20 protein-coding genes are annotated in these 19,037 nt (G+C 35.4%); 7 read left to right on the forward strand and 13 right to left on the reverse strand.

What is annotated here, in order from left to right; all coding sequences use genetic code 11:
- Positions 1–22 precede the first annotated feature (22 nt).
- The 6 genes from ACF3N8_RS04450 to ACF3N8_RS04475 form a co-directional block, all read right to left on the reverse strand.
- On the reverse strand, positions 23–853 hold the full coding sequence (locus ACF3N8_RS04450) for a MurR/RpiR family transcriptional regulator (protein WP_238100916.1): 831 nt from the start codon (positions 851–853) through the stop codon (positions 23–25).
- Complete coding sequence (locus ACF3N8_RS04455; protein ID WP_238101694.1) at positions 843–2,297, reverse strand: PTS transporter subunit EIIC; 1,455 nt, start codon at positions 2,295–2,297, stop codon at positions 843–845. The genes ACF3N8_RS04450 and ACF3N8_RS04455 overlap by 11 nt, the downstream gene beginning before the upstream one ends.
- Complete coding sequence (gene murQ / locus ACF3N8_RS04460; protein WP_009382881.1) at positions 2,290–3,195, reverse strand: N-acetylmuramic acid 6-phosphate etherase; 906 nt, start codon at positions 3,193–3,195, stop codon at positions 2,290–2,292. Before murQ ends, ACF3N8_RS04455 begins: the two co-directional genes overlap by 8 nt.
- Complete coding sequence (locus ACF3N8_RS04465; protein WP_009382880.1) at positions 3,196–4,242, reverse strand: MupG family TIM beta-alpha barrel fold protein; 1,047 nt, start codon at positions 4,240–4,242, stop codon at positions 3,196–3,198.
- A gap of 97 nt (positions 4,243–4,339) precedes the next feature.
- Complete coding sequence (locus ACF3N8_RS04470) at positions 4,340–4,669, reverse strand: hypothetical protein (protein WP_238094160.1); 330 nt, start codon at positions 4,667–4,669, stop codon at positions 4,340–4,342.
- Positions 4,670–4,739: 70 nt separating this feature from the next.
- Positions 4,740–5,420: a YafY family protein gene (locus ACF3N8_RS04475; RefSeq protein ID WP_009382878.1), complete on the reverse strand. Its 681-nt coding sequence runs from the start codon at positions 5,418–5,420 to the stop codon at positions 4,740–4,742.
- Positions 5,421–5,822: 402 nt separating this feature from the next.
- Between ACF3N8_RS04475 and ACF3N8_RS04480 the strand changes: the two genes are divergently transcribed.
- The gene (locus ACF3N8_RS04480) at positions 5,823–6,617 is read left to right on the forward strand and encodes an inositol monophosphatase family protein (protein WP_392450321.1); all 795 of its coding nucleotides are present in this window, start codon (positions 5,823–5,825) and stop codon (positions 6,615–6,617) included.
- Positions 6,618–6,754: 137 nt separating this feature from the next.
- Positions 6,755–7,705: an LCP family protein gene (locus ACF3N8_RS04485; RefSeq protein ID WP_238094161.1), complete on the forward strand. Its 951-nt coding sequence runs from the start codon at positions 6,755–6,757 to the stop codon at positions 7,703–7,705.
- A 129-nt stretch (positions 7,706–7,834) separates the two neighbouring features.
- Here the strand turns inward: ACF3N8_RS04485 and ACF3N8_RS04490 are convergent, their stop codons facing one another.
- Positions 7,835–8,110: an AbrB/MazE/SpoVT family DNA-binding domain-containing protein gene (locus ACF3N8_RS04490; RefSeq protein ID WP_392450323.1), complete on the reverse strand. Its 276-nt coding sequence runs from the start codon at positions 8,108–8,110 to the stop codon at positions 7,835–7,837.
- 536 nt (positions 8,111–8,646) lie between these two features.
- Here ACF3N8_RS04490 and ACF3N8_RS04495 point away from each other — a divergent pair.
- The 3 genes from ACF3N8_RS04495 to ACF3N8_RS04505 all read left to right on the forward strand — a co-directional run bounded on the left by ACF3N8_RS04495 (position 8,647) and on the right by ACF3N8_RS04505 (position 13,078).
- Entirely contained in the window at positions 8,647–9,300 is a 654-nt protein-coding gene (locus tag ACF3N8_RS04495; protein WP_009382874.1) for a nitroreductase family protein, read from the forward strand.
- Positions 9,301–9,656: 356 nt separating this feature from the next.
- Positions 9,657–12,608: a formate dehydrogenase subunit alpha gene (fdhF, locus tag ACF3N8_RS04500; RefSeq protein WP_392450326.1), complete on the forward strand. Its 2,952-nt coding sequence runs from the start codon at positions 9,657–9,659 to the stop codon at positions 12,606–12,608.
- A complete protein-coding gene (locus tag ACF3N8_RS04505) occupies positions 12,608–13,078 on the forward strand; it encodes a DUF1641 domain-containing protein (protein WP_009382873.1) in 471 nt (156 codons plus the stop codon). Before fdhF ends, ACF3N8_RS04505 begins: the two co-directional genes overlap by 1 nt.
- Positions 13,079–13,330: 252 nt before the next feature.
- On the opposite strand, the gene ACF3N8_RS04510 is transcribed toward ACF3N8_RS04505, so the two are convergent.
- Positions 13,331–13,642 (reverse strand): hypothetical protein, encoded by a 312-nt coding sequence (locus ACF3N8_RS04510; RefSeq protein ID WP_009382872.1) that lies wholly within the window; start codon positions 13,640–13,642, stop codon positions 13,331–13,333.
- A gap of 52 nt (positions 13,643–13,694) precedes the next feature.
- Here ACF3N8_RS04510 and ACF3N8_RS04515 point away from each other — a divergent pair, with 52 nt between their 5' ends.
- Together ACF3N8_RS04515 and ACF3N8_RS04520 are read left to right on the forward strand one after the other, a co-directional pair.
- The gene (locus tag ACF3N8_RS04515; RefSeq protein ID WP_017176764.1) at positions 13,695–14,483 is read left to right on the forward strand and encodes an N-acetylglucosaminidase; all 789 of its coding nucleotides are present in this window, start codon (positions 13,695–13,697) and stop codon (positions 14,481–14,483) included.
- Positions 14,484–14,632: 149 nt separating this feature from the next.
- Positions 14,633–15,760, forward strand: a complete 1,128-nt coding sequence (locus tag ACF3N8_RS04520; RefSeq protein WP_009382869.1) for an FAD-dependent monooxygenase — start codon at positions 14,633–14,635, stop codon at positions 15,758–15,760.
- 66 nt (positions 15,761–15,826) lie between these two features.
- Here ACF3N8_RS04520 and ACF3N8_RS04525 read toward each other — a convergent pair whose 3' ends face one another.
- The 5 genes from ACF3N8_RS04525 to ACF3N8_RS04545 form a co-directional block, all read right to left on the reverse strand.
- Positions 15,827–16,780 (reverse strand): 2-hydroxyacid dehydrogenase family protein, encoded by a 954-nt coding sequence (locus tag ACF3N8_RS04525; RefSeq protein WP_009382868.1) that lies wholly within the window; start codon positions 16,778–16,780, stop codon positions 15,827–15,829.
- A gap of 63 nt (positions 16,781–16,843) precedes the next feature.
- Entirely contained in the window at positions 16,844–17,158 is a 315-nt protein-coding gene (locus ACF3N8_RS04530) for a multidrug efflux SMR transporter (RefSeq protein ID WP_009382865.1), read from the reverse strand.
- 1 nt (position 17,159) lies between these two features.
- A complete protein-coding gene (locus ACF3N8_RS04535) occupies positions 17,160–17,489 on the reverse strand; it encodes a multidrug efflux SMR transporter (protein ID WP_009382864.1) in 330 nt (109 codons plus the stop codon).
- 383 nt (positions 17,490–17,872) lie between these two features.
- Positions 17,873–18,310 (reverse strand): CHAP domain-containing protein, encoded by a 438-nt coding sequence (locus tag ACF3N8_RS04540; RefSeq protein ID WP_009382862.1) that lies wholly within the window; start codon positions 18,308–18,310, stop codon positions 17,873–17,875.
- A 311-nt stretch (positions 18,311–18,621) separates the two neighbouring features.
- The gene (locus tag ACF3N8_RS04545; RefSeq protein WP_009382861.1) at positions 18,622–18,981 is read right to left on the reverse strand and encodes a DUF4870 domain-containing protein; all 360 of its coding nucleotides are present in this window, start codon (positions 18,979–18,981) and stop codon (positions 18,622–18,624) included.
- Positions 18,982–19,037: the final 56 nt, after the last annotated feature.

The following is a 19,037-nucleotide window of genomic DNA, read 5'->3' on the forward strand; positions in this document are numbered from 1 at the left end:
TTTCAGTCTCACGTTTTTTTATTTATTTCTTATAGGAATCTACTGTTGACTTTGATAGAGTTAATTGGTTTAAAGCTTTATTATAATTTTTAGCAATGTATCTATAATATATAATATCGATTGTATATAGTTGAGAAACTAGAGACGTTGTTGCAGCCATTCTTAATTCTCTTTCATCATTACGACCATGTATGAGTTGAATATCTGTAAGTTCGGCTATTGGGTTAGATCGATGATTAGTTATTCCTACAGTTTTAACGCCGTGTTCTCGTGCCAAGTTGATGAGCTTTATATGTTCACCATTCTCACCAGAATTAGACAATGATATAAAACAATCCTTATCTTCTAAGCTTGATAAGATACTTGCTATCAAATGCGTATCCTCAATGCATTGAATATGAATACCTAAGCGACTAAATTTTTGATACATGTCCATAGCTACGACATGAGAGGCACCTATGCCATAAACTATGATTCTATTAGCTTCTTCTATTAGGTCGCATAGTTGTTCAATAGATTCATTGTTTAAGCTAGAACTTGCTTCATTGGTAGCGAAGTTAATACGCGAAATGGTTTTATTCTTAATACCAGCAATTGATTCATTCTGCCTTAGCTCGGGGTTTAAGCTATGGTTGTCTATAGAGATGTATTTAGAAAGTTCTATTTTGAAACTTTGAAATCCACTTAAATTTAGTTTGCGACATAGACGTACAATTGTTGCTGTACTTACATTGGTGCTTTCAGCAAGCATTTGTATACTCATTGTAATTACCTTATTAGGATTGTTGAGAATGAAAGTTGCTAAAGTCTTTTCACTTTTAGATAAATATGGCATTTCAGAATCAAGTTTCATTAATATACTCATTTTTAACATCACCAACATTGTTAGGCTTTACCATTTCTTTAGTAGTACCGAATAAGTACGTTGCTACAAAGCCACCTAAATAAGCAGCAAGTAAACCTATTATATAACCAAGGTATTTTGCATCAGCAATTAAGGGAATTAAAGATACACCACTTGGTCCAATTGCATAAGCGCCTATATGACCAATACCTCCGATTACAGCTCCTCCTATGCCACCACCTATACAAGCGGTGATAAATGGTCGTCCAAGGGGAAGTGTAACACCATATATTAATGGCTCCCCTATACCTAAAAAGCCAACCGGGAGTGCTCCCTTGATCATATTTCTAATTTCTTTATTTTTACGACACTTAACCCATAATGCTAATGCAGCACCTACTTGACCAGCGCCTGCCATGGCAGCTATTGGAAGTAAAAATGTTTGACCTGAATGATTAATCATTTCTATGTGAATAGGCGTGAACATGTGATGTAATCCAAACATAACCAATGGTAGGAAAAAAGCACCTATAATAAATCCGCTAAACATACCACCAGTATCAATAATCGTGTTGATAACGCCCACAAGACCATTTGAAATAAAACCAGCTATAGGCATAATTAGAAATACTGTTAAAAGTCCTATGAATAGTAAAGATAGGGTAGGTGTAACAATGATATCGATTGCGTTAGGTATAACCTTGTGCAGTCGCTTTTCGATAAGGCTAAGCAACCAAACTGCTAAAAGAACACCTATAATACCACCTTGGCCGGGTAATAATGAATCTCCAGTAAAAATGTTTGTCAGCGTCTTATCTTCAGTGAGACCTGTTAATAAAGTTGTTCCTCCAATAACGCCGCCTAATCCTGGTGTAGCCCCAAATTGCTTAGCAGCGTTTATTCCTACAAAAATTGCAAGATAAGCCAGCATACCATTCTTGATTAAATCAAAAATTAATATTAACTGTGTTATAAACGCTCCGCCAATAACTTCAGCAGTAACTAAGTTTGTTAATAAAGCGCTTATACCACCTATGAGACCAGCACCAACGAATGCTGGAATGAGAGGGATGAAAATATTAGCGATAACTTTAAAGAATCGTTGAAGCGGCTTTTGTTTATGCTTTTGAAAATTAGATTTGTTTTTTTGAGCTTCATCTTCTACACGTTGCTTATTATTAGAAGGTATATCCTCTCCTAAATCAACACCACTCATCTTACTAATAACATTAGCAACTTTGTTACTTGTGCCAGGTCCAACAACCACTTGTAGACGGTCGTCTTCAACTACGCCCATGACCCCGTCTATCGCTTTTAATTGATCATAATCAACTTTATTATTGTCTTTTATTTTTAGACGTACGCGTGTCATGCAGTGAATGACGTTTTGTACGTTATCCAAGGATCCAACAGCATGTAGAATATCTTTAGCAAGTTTTTCTTCTTTATTCATTTTTAATCACACTCTCTTGAATAATTGATTGTATTTTACCTTGATGAAGGTTAAGTAACTCGATTGCTTTTTCTCTTGAAACAGTCATTAATGACATGACTATTGCTACTTTCACTTGTCTTCCTGATTCTTCAAAAAGTGATTTGCTTTCATGTTCAGATAGATTACAAACTTCTTTAATCATTTGAATAGAGCGATTAACAAGTTTTTGATTAGTAGGTTTTAAATCTACCATTAAATTGCCGTAAACTTTACCAACGCCAACCATTGTTATTGTAGAAATCATATTTAGGATGAGTTTTTGACTAGTGCCAGCTTTTAAACGCGTCGATCCTGTTAGCACCTCTGGACCTACGTCTACTTCGACAGGATAATCACTGAGGCTGCTTATTGGAGTATTTAAATTACATGATATTGATCCTGTTTTAGTACCTAATGAGGATGCGTACTTTAAACCACCGACTACATATGGTGTGCTACCGCTTGCGGCTATACCTATGACGATATCTTTAGAAGACAAATGAATTTGCTTTAAATCTTCTATAGCCTTTGATTCATTATCTTCAGCGCCTTCAACAGCTTCAGTCATTGCGCGTTCACCTCCTGCTATTAAACCAATGACATCACCTTTCTTTGTATTAAACGTTGGTATACATTCTGCAGCATCAAGTACACCTAATCGACCGCTAGTTCCTGCACCAACATATATAATACGTCCTCCTTCATTGAAAATTTTTATAGTTTCTTCAATTAAGGGTGTTAGTTTTGGAATGATTTCCTCAATTGCTCTTGGTACCTTTTGATCTTCCTGGTTCATTAGTTTTAAAGCAGTTTCAATATCCATTCGGTCTAAATTCGTAGAAGCTTGATTACGTGATTCAGTTATTTTTGAGGTCATTTATTCTTCTCCTTTCACAAACTCAAACGTATGATTACCTTTTATATACTTGAGTTCTTTAATGTAAGTAGAATCGATTTGAGCAACGACGTTTACAGAATCCGTTTTAGGTAGGTTAACTTTTGTGATTTGAACTTCGCCTTCATAGCGACCATAGAGTTTATTATCAATAGTGATAGTCCCTTCAGGACGGTCTAAATTTTCTTCTATTGGTATTGTTCTTTGACACTCTGTTCTAGAATGCATGGAACGAATTACTTGTTCAGCAACATCTGGCCTATTGGTATGTCGTTTGAATAACTCTGTTTGATATGAGTCATTAAACCACTTGAGCGGTAACTCAAAGTGCTGATTCATGATTGCTTTATACAGGCGACTAGCTTCAAATAAGCTAATATAGTGATCACCTACGATGATATGATTAACGCCACTATCTAAAAGTTGATATGATGCATCTATGACTGTGGTACCACGAGCTGATTCTAAAGTTGGTAAACCTTTATGAATAGGTCCGCGAAATGAAGTACCAGGTATAAAACCATATATAGTAGCTTCATTATCAAATGATCTTATTAGTTGATTTTGTTTTAGCACATGTGATTGACTTAAACCTGTTTCGGGACGTGGATAATAATTATGGCAGTATATCATTTGTGATTTTGGTATTTTTGCTTCATGAAATTGCTTTAAATCCTCTTGAGAAATCGTACTAGCATTTAGACATACTTTTACATTATTTGAAACACATTCTTTAACGAGTTCTAAAGACACACTATGGTCAATTCGAATGATTAATTGAAGTGAAGGATATTTAGACATTAAGTTAAACAGTTGGTCATTAATTACTTCAGGATTAGCATCTACAATAATGTTAAGGGATTCTGAACTAAGCTTGTTTAGTCTATGTTCCAACATATCAAGAGGGTCCTTTTGTTCTTCTTCAGGTATTTGAATTGACGTAAAAATCGTCTTATAGCCCATATCAAGTAAGGATTTCTCATAATCGTAATTTGGTTCATGGCTAAAATAGATTGAGAAACCAAGCATAATAAAACCTCCTCATGTAATCGTTTACATGAAGTATACCTAATATGAAATAATTTTACAATTTAGTTTTATTTAAAGTTCTAAATATGTAACAATTTTACATTTGTAAAATGTTCAACATATGCAGTATAACTTTAATATATTCGTCGTTAACGAGGTGTTGGTTGCCTTCAGAGATAAATTGTAAGTTAGCATGATGGAGGTTAGATAAAGCTTGTTTGTATATAGAGGCGATATGGTGGGGTGGTATGGCTATAGCTTCTTCAAGATTATGATAGTGCATCGCTACAAGTTGGTTGAGCTCAGCGGCTATTTCTAATGACTTTGCGCGGTCTTTAAAGCAATAAAGGTCGAAAGATTGAGCAAGCTGATATATCGTTATGAATTGAGCATGGATATCTTGAGTTGTTAAGTGATGAGGTTTCATAGTCATCAACCTTTCTTAGAGGTGATTATCATTGCGGATATAAAAGGAGGTTTGAAATGAAGTCTCTATATTATTCGTAGAAGGTTTGGTAATTGTCTAATGTGATGTCGCTCGTTTGTATTGATTTGTGGAATGAATAAGAAATATCTTGAATGTCATTAATAAGGATAGGCATCGTGTGACCAGTACCGATTACATAGCAAATAACATGCCATGAGCCATTTTCACAGACCATCCCTATAAAGATGACGTTTTCAGAGCGTGGCTTTTCAGAAGTGGTGAATTCTACAGACATGACATTGCGTTCGCTACTATAAATCAGGATATCATTGAAAATTGAAGGTAGTGGTTGGATGTGTTGGTCGTTGAAGCGGATATAATGATCCAATTTCTTAAGCACGCGGCGCAAGTGTGTTTGAGGCAAGTTGAGACACTTCTTTAAGATGCTTTGGATTTCATACTGATAAGGCAAATTTGTATACGTGAGGCTCTCATTTAAAAGCAAAAACAACGTCGTGATCTCTCGTTCAGTCATACTTAATACATATTTGTCCGTATCATTTGTAATTTGATAACCACCATGTTTACCTTGGTGAGCAAGGATTTGAACGCCTTTGTCTTCAAGGTCTTGAATGTCACGAAGAATGGTACGCTTAGAAACGCCGAGTTTCTCAGCAAGCGTATTGGCTGAAATGTGATGATTATCCTTAATACATTCTAATAAACGATTTTGACGTTCTGCTTTAGTCATGACATTCACCCTCCAAATACGTGTCATTACTGGTATTATACCATATAAAGGGAAGATTATAAATTTTGTTTATTTTCTAAAAAAAGTTAAGAAAACGCTTACATTATGAAATGAATTGTGTTATAGTATTTATAGTGACTAGGGGAAGGCATTATTAAACTTCAAACAAAGGGGTAGCTATAATAGTGTTATAGCATGATTGAGTTTATACTTGTGCTAAATTCTAGTTTTAACATCTTCAATATTTATTACTTACTTTCCTTTCTAGCCGACTAGTAGTATCTAGTCGGTTTTTTTAATTGTGTAAATACATTTACTAAACGTGAAACTAATGATAATTTTATAGATGATTTAAAAATATTTTGACGTGAATAATATAAAATAAATTGTGGAGTGATTATTATGGTAACTCATGAAGCTTTACTTGAAATTGATGAGATGGTTAGAGCGTGGTTAAGAGATTTAGATACGCAAATTCCGAGTTTAATGAATCAAATGGATACGGACACTAAAAACAACCGTTTTGATCTTGTGACGAATGTTGATAAGACATTACAAAGTTCATTCCAATCATTTTTAGAACAATCATTCGATCATCATAAACTAATTGGTGAGGAAAAGGATAATTCTGAAATAGATGGTAAAGAAGGCCATGTATGGATTATGGATCCTATCGATGGTACTGCTAACCTTGTTAAGCAAAACGATGACTTCTGCGTTATTTTAGGCTACTTTATCGATGGTAAGCCAATGCTTTCTTATATTTACGATTATCCAAGATATAAAATCTATAAAGCCATTCGTGATTCAGGTGCATATGTAAATAATAAGCGCATTACGCCTCCAGAACCACTACCGTTGAAAGACGCAGTTATTTCGTTTAATGCAGAAGTTATGCCTGAAGAGACAACAAGACGATTGTTCGATGCAAGCTTCGGATTTCGCTTTATTGGATCTTGTGGTCTAGACTCTGTACGTGTTATAAATGGTCAATTCGGTGCACATGTAAATACTAACCCATCTGCGTGGGATATTGCTGCTCAACATCTTTTCGCTGAGTTATTAGGTCTTAAAATGACGACGCTTGATAATGAAGAGATTGATTATACTAAAGGTGGCGCGTTCATCATTAGTAACCCTGGTTGTCACGAAGACATGTTAGCATTGTTAAATCAATCTCCTGGTTACAGAAGATAAGTTTTATTTAATTTAAACATTTCTCTAAAAGTTGTATCATGTAATAGGTCTAAAGAATTATATTAAATTGAATGAGTTCAATATATAATATATATCAAGCGACAATTTAACGAAGCGTTAGTTGAGGAGTGAATAATTTGAGACGTTCTTATGAGAAAAAACGACATCCACTTAAGAAACTATTGTTGATAATAGGTGGAATTGTAGGGCTTTTATTTGCGGCATTACTCATTTTTATATGCATAAAAGCGATGTCTTTAAGTGGTGCGATTCACCACCCGCTTGATCGAGATAAATCAAGTTTAAGAGATAACAAAGTAGATATTAATAAGAGTCAGCCTATTTCAATTGCTTTATTTGGTGTAGATTCAAATACGACTCGAGATGCGCAAGGGGCAGGGGAGAGAAGTGATTCAATTATGATTCTTTCGATTAATCCTCAAACTAAAACGACAGAAATGATTAGTATTCCAAGAGATACGCAAGCTGAAATTGTAGGTAATAATACGACTGAGAAGATTAATCATGCTTATGCCTATGGTGGCCCTAAGATGGCTATTGAGTCTGTAGAGAAATTGATGAATGTTCCAATTGACCATTACGCATCGGTTGATATGGATGGTCTTAAAGAAACGATAGATGCTTTAGATGGCGTGGATGTTGTTAGTAATGCGACGTTTAATGTAAAAGGCACGCAATTTAACCAAGGAGAAAAAGTTCATTTAAATGGTGAAGAAGCTATGAACTTTATTAGAAGTCGTAAGGAAGATGGTTCAGGCGGCGATTTCGGCCGTCAACAACGTCAACAAATTGTACTCCAAGGTTTAGCTTCAAAACTTACAGATGTTAAGTCTATCACACGTCTCAATACGATCATTGAGCAACTTGAGAAAAATGTAGAAACTGACTTAACTCTAGGCCAGCTTAATACAATTATTAAAAATTACAAACATGCAGATGAAACTGTAAATAAACATCAACTTGAAGGCTCAGGAAGTGTTCAAGACGATGGCGTTTATTATTTCGTACCTGATGAGAATCAAAAATCAGAACTGACACGCGCTTATCGAGAAAACTTGAATATTTAATACCTAAAAACCCTTTAGATTTTAGCGACAAAATCTAAAGGGTTTTATATTTATTGGTTGTGACTGCTTTTAAACATAACAATCTAATGGCGTTATTTGCTTCGAGACTAGTTAAATGATTTCTGCTTATTATTTTAATATATCTTCAAGCTCAGTTAATAATTGTTCTGCCCCTTTTTGGCTTAAAGTGATTTTTCCGTTCGCAATCTTATAAGTGTTATCACTTGTTTCTCCAGTAATCATGCACGCATTATCATCAGAATATTTTCTTAACATGACTGTATCGTCTTGGATGAATATTTCAATAGGGTCTTTAACCTTTATGTCTAATACAGAACGTATTTCCTTTGGAATGACAATACGGCCTAAGGGGTCTACTTTGCGAACAATACCTGCTGTTTTCATTCGAACTCACTCCATAATATTGATTTGTGTATGTTTAAAGTCGCTATCTATCTTTAATCAATAAACAACTATTTGCTTATTATAGTATATTTTATTACAGAAATAAAATTACTCTTTATACATTTAGTTAATAATTAATTGTATACAATCTAAAATGTAAATTACTGTTAAAAACACAACCCCTCAAACCCCTATATTACGGGGTTTTTAGTATTTGGAAATTATTGTAAATCGTGAAAAACATTTTATATTCGCAATATTCTATATTTTCCGACAATTAGGGTCAATGTAAATAAATGGTAATCGTACACGCTCTTATACTTAAAAAATAATACTCAAATGTGAATGAAATTTTTTGTTATATATTTTATGAATAAACATACATTTAGTTGCCTGTATATTGTATTTTTATTCATTTAAATACAGTTTTATATGTACCTGTGCTCATAGCTCATGATATCATAAACATATCATTCGAATGGTCATTTACCATTTGGTATATTTAAAGAGATAAAATTCTTGATAGGAGGCGTATTATGGCTGATATTGAAAACCTTAAGTCTATTATAGATTCACGTCACACTGTTAAATCGTTCGACCCAAACGTGAAAATTCCTCATGATACGTTAAATGAGATATTAAGCTTAGCAACTAAAGCACCATCATCGTTCAACTTACAACCATGGCGTTTTATCATCGTTGAAGACGATGCTGTTAAAGCTAAAATTAAACCTTATGTAACCGTTAATACACATCAACTCGAAACGTCTTCACAATTCATTATTGTAGTTGGGGATCGCGAGCATATCCCTTATAAGGATGCGATTTATGATTCAATGGTTGCAGCTGGCTACATGGCGCAAGAAGACGCTGATGTGAAGAAAGAAAAGATTGAGAAATACTACAGTACTTGGACAGACAGTGAAATTGAACAACAAGCACTTAACGATGCTAACCTTGCCGCAATGCAATTAATGTTAGCGGTTAAAGCCTTTGGATACGATTCAAATCCAATTGGCGGCTTTCAACACAATGAAATCTTAGAAGCCCTTGGTATTGATAACAAGCGTTATAAACCAGCTTTATGTATCGCCATTGGTAAAGGTAACAAAGCGCCAACAGGCACAACGCGTTTACCTTTAGATCAAGTTGTATCTTTTAACGGCGAGAATAAAGACGGGCATATTTAAGTTATATTCGCTATAAGGCATGCTTTAACTCAGCTTGCTTTATAGCTTTTTTTTTATGAAAAGGACTTTAGATTCAAAGGGCTTTTCAAGAGGACCTGAACAATAAACTAAATTGTTAACAATAAGTGTTGTTTTAAAATTAAAATATAGAATATTTCAATAAATAAAAAACGAAATTTATACATAAAAATCGCATTACATCAACTATCCAAATGGTATTGATATTCATTTTCAATTAATAAAATATTTATGGAAATGGTACACAATTGGTTAACTTTTAACGAAAAAGAGTATAAAATGAAGGTAACACTTTAAAATTTAAGGGCAGCGAAGAGGAATTATATAGGGGGGATACTATGCAAGAGCATATTGTTGTAACGATAGATGGTAAGGAATATCTTGCGGATCAAGGCACGAACTTGCTTGAGTTTATTAAAGCTCAAAACACGTTTGTTCCTTCGATTTGTTATAACGAATCATTAGGTCCAATTGAAACGTGTGATACATGTACGGTTATGATTGATGGGGAAATCAAGCGTGCGTGTGGTACTACAATTAATGGTCCTATGGATGTTAAGACGACAGGCGATTTAGTTAAAGCGAGTCAAAAGGAAGCGCTAGACCGCATCCTAGAAAAGCACCAACTATACTGTACGGTGTGTGACTATAACAATGGTAGCTGTGAAATCCACAACACAATGGACGAATTTGGACTTGAGCATCAAACATACGAATGGAAGACTAAAGGTTATGAAGTAGACCACGGTCCATTCTATAGATACGACCCTGACCAATGTATTCTATGTGGACGTTGTGTAGAAGTATGTCAAGACGTTCAAGTTAACGAAACACTGATGATTGATTGGGAACGTGAGCGTCCACGTGTTATTTGGGACAACGATGTATCAATTAATGAGTCATCATGTGTTGCTTGTGGTCAATGTGTAACTGTATGTCCATGTAACGCCTTACTTGAGAATAATATGGAAGGTAATGCAGGTTATATGACAGACCTTGAGCCAGGTTCACTTGCTTCAATGATTGATTTAACTAAGAAAGCTGAAACAGGCTACGGTCCATTATTCGCAGTTTCAGATTCAGAAGCTAAGATGCGCGATCAACGTATTAAGAAGACGAAGACAGTATGTACATATTGTGGGGTTGGTTGTTCATTTAATGTTTGGACAAAAGACCGTGAAATTCTTAAAGTTGAACCTCAACACGAATCACCAGCAAACAAAATTTCTTCATGTGTTAAAGGTAAATTCGGTTGGGATTATGTGAACGCTGAAGAGCGCTTAACAAAACCACTTGTACGTCGTAACGATCAATTTGAAGAAGTTGAATGGGAAGAAGCAATCAAAGTAATTGCGGATAAATTTACTGAAATTAAAGAACGTAAAGGTGCAGATGGTTTAGCATTTATTTCATCTTCAAAAGCCACAAACGAAGAATCTTACTTAATGCAAAAACTTGCACGTCAAGTTATCGGTACAAATAACATTGATAACTGTTCACGTTATTGCCAAGCACCTGCAACGAAAGGGCTTTTCAGAACGGTAGGTCACGGCGGTGACTCAGGTTCTATCGAGGATATTGGTAAAGCGGATATGGTTATTACAATTGGTACGAATACTGCAGAAGCACATCCTGTTATTGCATCAAGAATTAAACGTTCTCATAAATTATTCGGCCAAAAATTATATGTATTTGATATTCGTCGTCATGAAATGGCAGAACGTGCTGATGCATTCTATTCACCAAAACCAGGTACAGACCTTGTGTGGTTATCAGCGATTACGAAATATCTGATTGATAATGATCTTCATAAGAAAGACTTCATCGATGAATGGGTAAACGACTTTGATGCGTATTACGAATCTTTAGCTCCATTTACAATGGAATTTGCTGAAGAAACAACAGGTATTAATAAAGAGCGATTAATTGCTTTAGCGCACGAAATCGCACAAACTGATAAAGTTGCGATTTGTTGGGCTATGGGTGTTACGCAACAAGACGTTGGTAGTGACACAAGTACAGCAATTTCTAATCTGCTATTAGCAACTGGTAACTATATGCGTGAAGGTACAGGTGCTTACCCATTACGTGGTCATAACAACGTTCAAGGCTGTAGTGACTATGGTAGTATGCCTGATAAGTTCCCAGCGTACGAAGGTGTTGAAGATGATGCCGTTCGTGCACGCTATGAAAAAGCATGGGGCGTAACGCTTCCAAGTAAAGCTGGACGCGATAACCATCAAATGATGGATGGTATCCACGACGGTACAATTGAATCACTATTTATCTTAGGTGAAGATACAGGTATTGTTGACTCAAATATCAACTACGTTCAAGAAGCACTTAGAATGCTTGACTTCTTAGTTGTTCAAGATGAGTTCTTAACGTTTACAGCTGAATTCGCGGACGTTGTATTACCTGCAAGTCCTGCCTTAGAAAAAGAAGGTACATTTACGAATACGGAACGTCGTGTTCAACGTTTATATCAAGCACTTGAACCTTTAGGCGATTCAAAACCTGACTGGCAAATTACACAAATGATTGCTAAAGCAATGGGCTTTGACTGGAATTATAGTCACCCAAGTGAAATCATGGATGAAGCTTCTAGCTTAGCACCAATGTTCAGCGGTATTAATTATGAACGTCTTGAAAACTACAAAAGTTTACAATGGCCTGTTGCTGAAGATGGAACTGACTCACCAGTTTTATACTTAGATGGCTTTAACTTTGAAGATAAGAAAGCGAAATTCTATCCATTAGATTTCGATAATTTCTATAAAACGAATGAAGAGTACGATATTCATGTTAACAATGGTCGTGTGTTAGAACACTTCCACGAAGGTAATATGACATACAAAGTACCAGGCCTTAAATACAAGATGCCTGAAGCATTCGTTGAAATTTCACCTGAACTTGCGAAAGAACGCGATATTCATGAAGGTGCTAAAATCCGAATGACATCCGATTCAGGTCAAACAACAGGTATTGTCCACATTTCAAAACGTGTTCAAGGTAAGCAAATTTACATTCCATTAAACAGTAACAGTATGGAAAATGATAACGTTGGTGCGATTAATATTCTTACTAACGGCGATACAGATCCTGATACACATACACCATCATACAAACGTACAAGTTGTAAGATTGAAGTGTTACGTAAGAAAGGTAAATCACCTATCAATCCAACGAACTTTAGATTGAAAGAACGTATACCGCAACTTGGTGTCCAAGTTCAGAAAAAATGGGAACGTGATGATTATGTATTCCCAGGAAATCAGGTGAGAAAATAATGGCAGAACGTATCTCTAAAATTAAACGCATTGAAAAGTCCGAAGCTGAAATCAAAGAAGCACACGTGGATGAAGTAACGACAGCTATTTCTGAGAATAAAGACAGTATCATTAAAGCAATCAAATTAGTTAAAGCACTTGATGACGCGAAGATCTTAGATGGTTTAACAGGTGCAGTTAACGAACGTTACTACATTTTAGATAAGTTCGCAAATGAGCTTAATAAAGATCAATATGCTGGTATGATTCATAATATTGGTCAGTTCGCATTATTACTTGGAGAATTTAATCCTGAAGACTTAAAAGTTATTCTAGATAAATTCAACCGTGGTATTCACGTTGCTAATGAAGCGAATCCTAATAAGACTACGTCAATTGGTGGCTTCATGAGTTTATTACGTGACGAAGAAGCGAACCGTAGCATCACATACTTTATTAACATGTTAAAAGGTATGTCACGCGAGAAATAAAGTAAAACTTATGACGGGTCAGGGACATAATACTACAATTCCCTTAAACAGCATGCTTTCCTGTAAAGTCCAACTCGTATTTTCAATACGGTAGTTGGACTTACAAAGAAGCTCAGGCTTCTTTGTTCATGAGAAAGAGCCCCGGCTTCCTTAGCTTGAGAATTTGCTTGCGCAAATTTCTTTGTCGGGGCCCCATCCTCTAGGAGTCAGCTGTTTTGAGAATTGTGTGAAATAAAGCTTAAATGCTCTATTTTACGACTTATGTCCCAGGCCTGTTTTTTTATGTAAATAAAGGTTCAATAAACCGATTTCATGATAAAATGTGTGAGAGATTAATTTAGAGGAGTGAACATCGATGAGTGCAAAAATGACCAAAATATTGGCATTTATTTCAAATATATTTTTAATATTAGGTATCATTTTCTTAATAATGACATATCTTAAGCTATCCATTGCTATGTTCATCATTTCATTAGCAATTAGTTTAACGATATTTAACACCATTTTTAGAGATCGTAAGTGGCTTAAGATAGCTGTTAATCTTTCATTTTTATTTGTAGTCATTTTAATCGTCTTCTTGTTTAGTGCATTATCACAAGGTTAGGGGGGGTAGGGTATGACGGATTTAATACGTAAACGTTTCTCATTATGGCTTTTGTTGCTGATTCTAATCGTCTTTATAGGTTTGTTAATTTATAACGAAACGCATATCTTACGAAGCGATAAAACGCATACGTTCGATGAGGCTTTAGACAAGCAGTTGAACAACGATGCGCTTCATACGAAAGAAGTGGATCAGAAATTTAAAGATGCTTCTAATAATGACGTGCGTCAGGCGATGGCCATTCATTCAAAGGATTCCGATTTCATTTACATGGACATTTCAGAACCAGTACCTATGAATAAAGAAGAAGTTGATGATATTTTAAAGTCTAAAGGTGTCTTTAAAGGTAAAGGCGATGTCTTTTTAAAGGCCCAAGAGAAATATCAAGTCAATGTCATCTATTTAATTAGCCATGCATTACACGAGACTGGAAACGGACATTCCAAGTTAGCTAACGGCATTAAAGTTGATGGTAAGACGTATTACAACTTCTTTGGTATCGGTGCGTTTGATGCTAATGCATTGAAAACAGGTTCTAGCTATTCTAAGAAGGCTGAATGGACGTCGGTTGATAAAGCAATCCTTGGTGGTGCTAAGTTCATTCGTAAGAACTACTTTGATAAAGGGCAACTGACGTTATATCAAATGCGTTGGAATCCTAAATCACCAGGTGAGAATCAATATGCGAGTGATATTCACTGGGGTGACCGCATCGCTTCCTTTATGGAAAAGCCCTATGAGAAGTTAGGTATTAAGAAAGATCATATCCGAAAGGACTATTACAAAGAAACGAAACACTAAATTCTAAAGCTGAGGCGTTAACGTGCCTTGGCTTTTCTTATGGGAAAAGAAGTGAGACTGTGGATGAACGAATAGGGAATTCGTCAATCAACATGGCGCTTAAATTGTGATAGACTTAGATTAATATATTGAATTGAGGAGTATGCAGAATGAGAATTGCGATTATTGGTGCAGGAATAGGTGGCTTAACATTAGCTTCACTACTTACAAATACAACTCATGATGTTCACATCTTTGAACGTAAGGGGAGTCTTACAGATATTGGAGCAGGCATTGGTTTAGGTGGTAATGTGCTTCAAAAACTTGGTAATCATGACCTTGCGAAAGGGATTAAAAATGCAGGGCACGTGCTTAACCAACTTGAAATGAGAAATGACCAAAACAAGCTTCTGAGTCAAGTTAAATTAGACGGTCAAACGACGAACGTGACGCTGTTACGCCAAGATTTAATAGACGTACTTGCAACTTATGTAAAACAAGAAAATATACACTTCAACCGTGAAATTAAGAACGTGCATCAAAAGGAGCAAGAAGTAGATATTACTGACAATCATGGTGACACGTTAACATTTGATTTAGTAATTGGTGCTGATGGCATTCGTTCTAATATGAGACAAGCGCTAGGCTTTGAGAATAAGGTTAAATATCAAGGTTATACGTGCTTCAGAGGCGTTGTAGAAGATTTTCAATTGAAAGAAAACCATACCGGTGTTGAATATTGGGGTAAAACAGGTCGCGTAGGCATTGTTCCTTTATTAAATGATAAAGCGTATTGGTTTATAACAATTAATACCAAGGAAAATGATCCTAAGTATAAAACATTCGCGAAGCCACATTTACAAGCTTTATTCAATCATTATCCAAATGAAGTACGACAGCTTCTTGATAAACAAGGTGAAACGAATATCTTATTACATGATATTTATGATCTAGAACCGCTTAAGACGTTTGTAAAAGGGCGTGTCGTCTTACTAGGGGATGCTGCACATGCGACAACACCAAATATGGGTCAAGGTGCGGGACAAGCGATGGAAGATGCGATTGTATTGTCTAATTGTTTAAAAGACCAACCCCATCTAGAAGATGCTTTAAACCGTTACAATAAGTTACGTGTTAAGCACACGAAAAAGGTTACCTTAAAATCACGTAAGATTGGTAAAATCGCGCAGTATCAAAATAAACTTATGACTTCAATGCGAGATACTGTAATGGCTAAAACACCGAACAAGCTCATTTCAAATCAAACAAAGTTCATTTATAAAAGTAAAGAATCTTAAAAAAATAAGGCGAGAACAAAGATAGGACTTTGTTTTCGCCTTTTATAATAAAACAACCGTTTCGTATTAGTTAACGATGTATTTAGGTGTTCTTCCGTCTGCTTTTTTAATGATATTCTTAGCTACAATCTTAGCCATCATATCACGAGCTTCGAATGTGGCGTTACCGATATGTGGCGTGATTACTACATTATCAAGTGATTTTAAACCTTCTGTAATTTCAGGTTCAAATTCGAATACATCAAGCGCTGCACCTTCAATTGTTTTATTTTGAAGTGCTTCTACTAAAGCTTCCTCATGAACGATTGGACCACGAGCAGCATTAATTAAATAGCTTGTAGGTTTCATGAGTTCTAATTGTTCTTTTCCGATGAGGTGATGTAATTTAGGGTTATAAGCCGCATTAATCGTTACAAAGTCTGCATGTTTAAGTAATGTTTCAAGTTCAACATACTTAACGCCTAACTCTTGTTCAACTTCAGGTTTTTGGTGGGGACCAGTGTATAAGATATCTAAGTCAAAGGCTTTAGCGCGTCTTGCTACGGCGCTACCAATTTGACCTAATCCAATAATACCTAATGTTTTACCAGTAACTTCACGACCTCTAAAGAATAACGGTGCCCAGCCATCAAAGCCTTCTCCACGGCATAAACGATCGCCTTCAGGGATACGTCGAGCTGCACTTAACAGTAAGCCCATCGTTAAATCAGCTGTTGCGTTAGTTGACGCTTTAGGCGTATTCGTTACATCGATATTTTTAGTTCTTGCATACTCGACATCTACATTATTAAAACCAGCACCATAGTTTGCGATAAACGTTAATTCAGGTGCACTATCAATAACTTCTTGGTCTACATTTGTCGATAATAAACTAATTAAAGCGAAAGCATCTTTAACACCAGCTTTTAATTCCTCTTTAGGAATGATGCCCTCACCTTCATACATATCAATCTCAAAATCTTCCTTCAGTAAATCTAATGCTATTTCTGGAATAGGACCAGCAACAAATACTTTTTTCATTCTTATCACATCCTTCTAGTTCAGTATAAGAAAATTAATAAGATGGCACAATTTAAATGAATATTAGGACATTAATTTAAGTCCGATAACGGCAACTATAATTAAGAAGATACATAAAATGCGCATAGGCTTTTTCGATTCGTTATACCATATCATACCTATAATCGTACCGCCTGCTGTTCCAATACCTGTCCAAACAGCGTATGCAGTACCCATTGGAATGCCTTTCATCGCGAGTGCTAATATTGAAAAGCTACAAAAGAACGTTACGCCAAGTAATATCACATAAATCTTGTTAGATGATTGAGCGATTTTATTTAGCCAGTATACACCGAGTATTTCAAAGCAACCAGCGAGTACAAGTAATCCCCAGTACATATTAATTCGCCTCCTTATCATCTACATCAGATGTGAGTTTAAGACCCACGATACCTACAATTAAAATGATAATGAGTACCATTTTGGTGATGTTAAATGGTTCGTTCGTGAAAAAGAAATCAAAGAGAATCGTACCAAGTGTACCCATACCAACAAAGATTGCGTACACCGTTCCGACGGGTAATGTTTTACAAGCTGATATAACGAGATAAAAGCTTAACGTGATAAACATCCCTGTTAACAGCCATTCAATAAGGTTATCGGAATATTTGATTCCCGTAACCCAGATGACCTCTACAAAACCAGCTACAAATACTTTAAACCACTGCATAGAGATGCTCCTTTATTAAAAGATATGTAGACCAATTCTCTCAAAAGTGATTAAAAGAATCAATAACGGCTATTATAATACTACGAACTAAGATAGAAACACCATTATCATTTGGGGATTGTGATGTGTTTCTTGAAATCATTTAGTTACCTACATATAACAGTGATAACTTGAATATACTTTGATAACCACTCATTTATAATCCAATACAATCACTTAAACGTTATACGACGCCTAAACAAAGTAGATATATGTAAATAGGTTAGATTAATCTAATCTAAAAAAGGACTTAAAACATACCGTTTTACCGCATGTTTTAAGTCCTCTTTATTTATAGGATGATATAGCATTTGATTGTTACTTAATGGAAATCCACGTTTGAATTAAATGTGGATGTAGTTATAACTTGCTGCTTGGCCTGCTGGGATTGTTCTTGTACTAGTAGCGAATGGACCTGCAGCGTAGTTCATTTCTGATACAGTAATTGAACCATCATAGTTAACATGCTCAACATACGCAACGTGACCGAATGGACCGTTATTTGATTGCATAATTGAACCTGGTGTTGGATTATTGTTTACTTGATAACCTTCTTGAGCTGCTGCAGTATCCCAGTTATTAGCGTTTCCCCAGAATGTACTAATTGTGCCACCTACGCGGTCGAATACATACCAAGTACATTGACCTGCAGTGTAAAGATTAGCGTTTGATTGAGTTTGAATTGAATTAACTTGTGATGCGTCTGCTTCGTTTGAATTCATACCTAACATAGCTGCTCCCATAGTAGCAGTAATTGACGTAATAGCGATTAATTTTTTCATTTTAAAAGTCCTCCCAAATTTTTTATCTATCTCTAATTCAAGAAAAAATACATTTTATCATTTAGTAGCGATTGCCGATTTTTTTAACGACAAGCAATACTCTAACAGACAAATTTGGGTTTGTGTGCAATGTTACGTCATTGTAATTGAATTTAAATCGCACTATGATTTGTTGTAATAATCAATGAATTCTTAGAGAAAATATTACAAGCTCTAAAAGACCATGCCTAAACAATTTTTTAAAATTATTTACATCAAATAAACAAAAGGATTATTACACTTTATGTAACAATCCTTTAATCTCGTTTTGCTTATTTGAATATTCTTAAAGATAGCGGAATGAGGTATGGCTCTCCTTTTGCTAACTTGAAAATTGCCACAATATGGAAAACAAAAGCCACTATAGAAAGAATTGGCAAAATCACGAAGCCAATTAAAATGAGACAAAGTGCAAGACCGACAAATGACCATATCGTATATGAAATGATGTAATTAAAATAATCCTTCCCAGCTTGATCCACGAAGGTTGAATCGTCTCGCTTAATCAACCAAATGATTAAAGGTGCGATGATAGGGGCGAAGAACCCACCTACATAGATGAGTGAAGCGAATAAAGTGTCGTCTTGAGAGCGTCTAGGTCTTTGTACGTGCTCGACATTGTGTTGGTCCAAGATGTCTTCCTCCTTAATATGATGTATTCAATCTCTTAAATGATTTAAGTGATATC

The organism is Staphylococcus massiliensis, from assembly GCF_043186315.1.
In the GTDB taxonomy this organism is placed as follows: domain Bacteria; phylum Bacillota; class Bacilli; order Staphylococcales; family Staphylococcaceae; genus Staphylococcus; species Staphylococcus massiliensis.

Excerpts from the sequence above, each read along its gene's own strand:
- ACF3N8_RS04490 (WP_392450323.1), bottom strand. The coding sequence starts at position 8,110 with ATGAAAACAGCAGGTATTGTTCGCAAAGTAGACCCCTTAGGCCGTATT.
- ACF3N8_RS04455 (WP_238101694.1), bottom strand. The coding sequence starts at position 2,297 with ATGAATAAAGAAGAAAAACTTGCTAAAGATATTCTACATGCTGTTGGA.
- ACF3N8_RS04510 (WP_009382872.1), bottom strand. The coding sequence starts at position 13,642 with ATGACTACAAATAAAAATGAAAGATTAACAGCTATCTTAAGCCACTTA.
- ACF3N8_RS04475 (WP_009382878.1), bottom strand. The coding sequence starts at position 5,420 with ATGACTAAAGCAGAACGTCAAAATCGTTTATTAGAATGTATTAAGGAT.
- ACF3N8_RS04515 (WP_017176764.1), top strand. The coding sequence starts at position 13,695 with ATGACGGATTTAATACGTAAACGTTTCTCATTATGGCTTTTGTTGCTG.
- ACF3N8_RS04530 (WP_009382865.1), bottom strand. The coding sequence starts at position 17,158 with ATGTACTGGGGATTACTTGTACTCGCTGGTTGCTTTGAAATACTCGGT.
- ACF3N8_RS04505 (WP_009382873.1), top strand. The coding sequence starts at position 12,608 with ATGGCAGAACGTATCTCTAAAATTAAACGCATTGAAAAGTCCGAAGCT.
- ACF3N8_RS04450 (WP_238100916.1), bottom strand. The coding sequence starts at position 853 with ATGAAACTTGATTCTGAAATGCCATATTTATCTAAAAGTGAAAAGACT.
- fdhF (WP_392450326.1), top strand. The coding sequence starts at position 9,657 with ATGCAAGAGCATATTGTTGTAACGATAGATGGTAAGGAATATCTTGCG.
- ACF3N8_RS04495 (WP_009382874.1), top strand. The coding sequence starts at position 8,647 with ATGGCTGATATTGAAAACCTTAAGTCTATTATAGATTCACGTCACACT.
- ACF3N8_RS04525 (WP_009382868.1), bottom strand. The coding sequence starts at position 16,780 with ATGAAAAAAGTATTTGTTGCTGGTCCTATTCCAGAAATAGCATTAGAT.
- murQ (WP_009382881.1), bottom strand. The coding sequence starts at position 3,195 with ATGACCTCAAAAATAACTGAATCACGTAATCAAGCTTCTACGAATTTA.
- ACF3N8_RS04520 (WP_009382869.1), top strand. The coding sequence starts at position 14,633 with ATGAGAATTGCGATTATTGGTGCAGGAATAGGTGGCTTAACATTAGCT.
- ACF3N8_RS04535 (WP_009382864.1), bottom strand. The coding sequence starts at position 17,489 with ATGCAGTGGTTTAAAGTATTTGTAGCTGGTTTTGTAGAGGTCATCTGG.
- ACF3N8_RS04480 (WP_392450321.1), top strand. The coding sequence starts at position 5,823 with ATGGTAACTCATGAAGCTTTACTTGAAATTGATGAGATGGTTAGAGCG.
- ACF3N8_RS04540 (WP_009382862.1), bottom strand. The coding sequence starts at position 18,310 with ATGAAAAAATTAATCGCTATTACGTCAATTACTGCTACTATGGGAGCA.
- ACF3N8_RS04465 (WP_009382880.1), bottom strand. The coding sequence starts at position 4,242 with ATGCTTGGTTTCTCAATCTATTTTAGCCATGAACCAAATTACGATTAT.
- ACF3N8_RS04470 (WP_238094160.1), bottom strand. The coding sequence starts at position 4,669 with ATGAAACCTCATCACTTAACAACTCAAGATATCCATGCTCAATTCATA.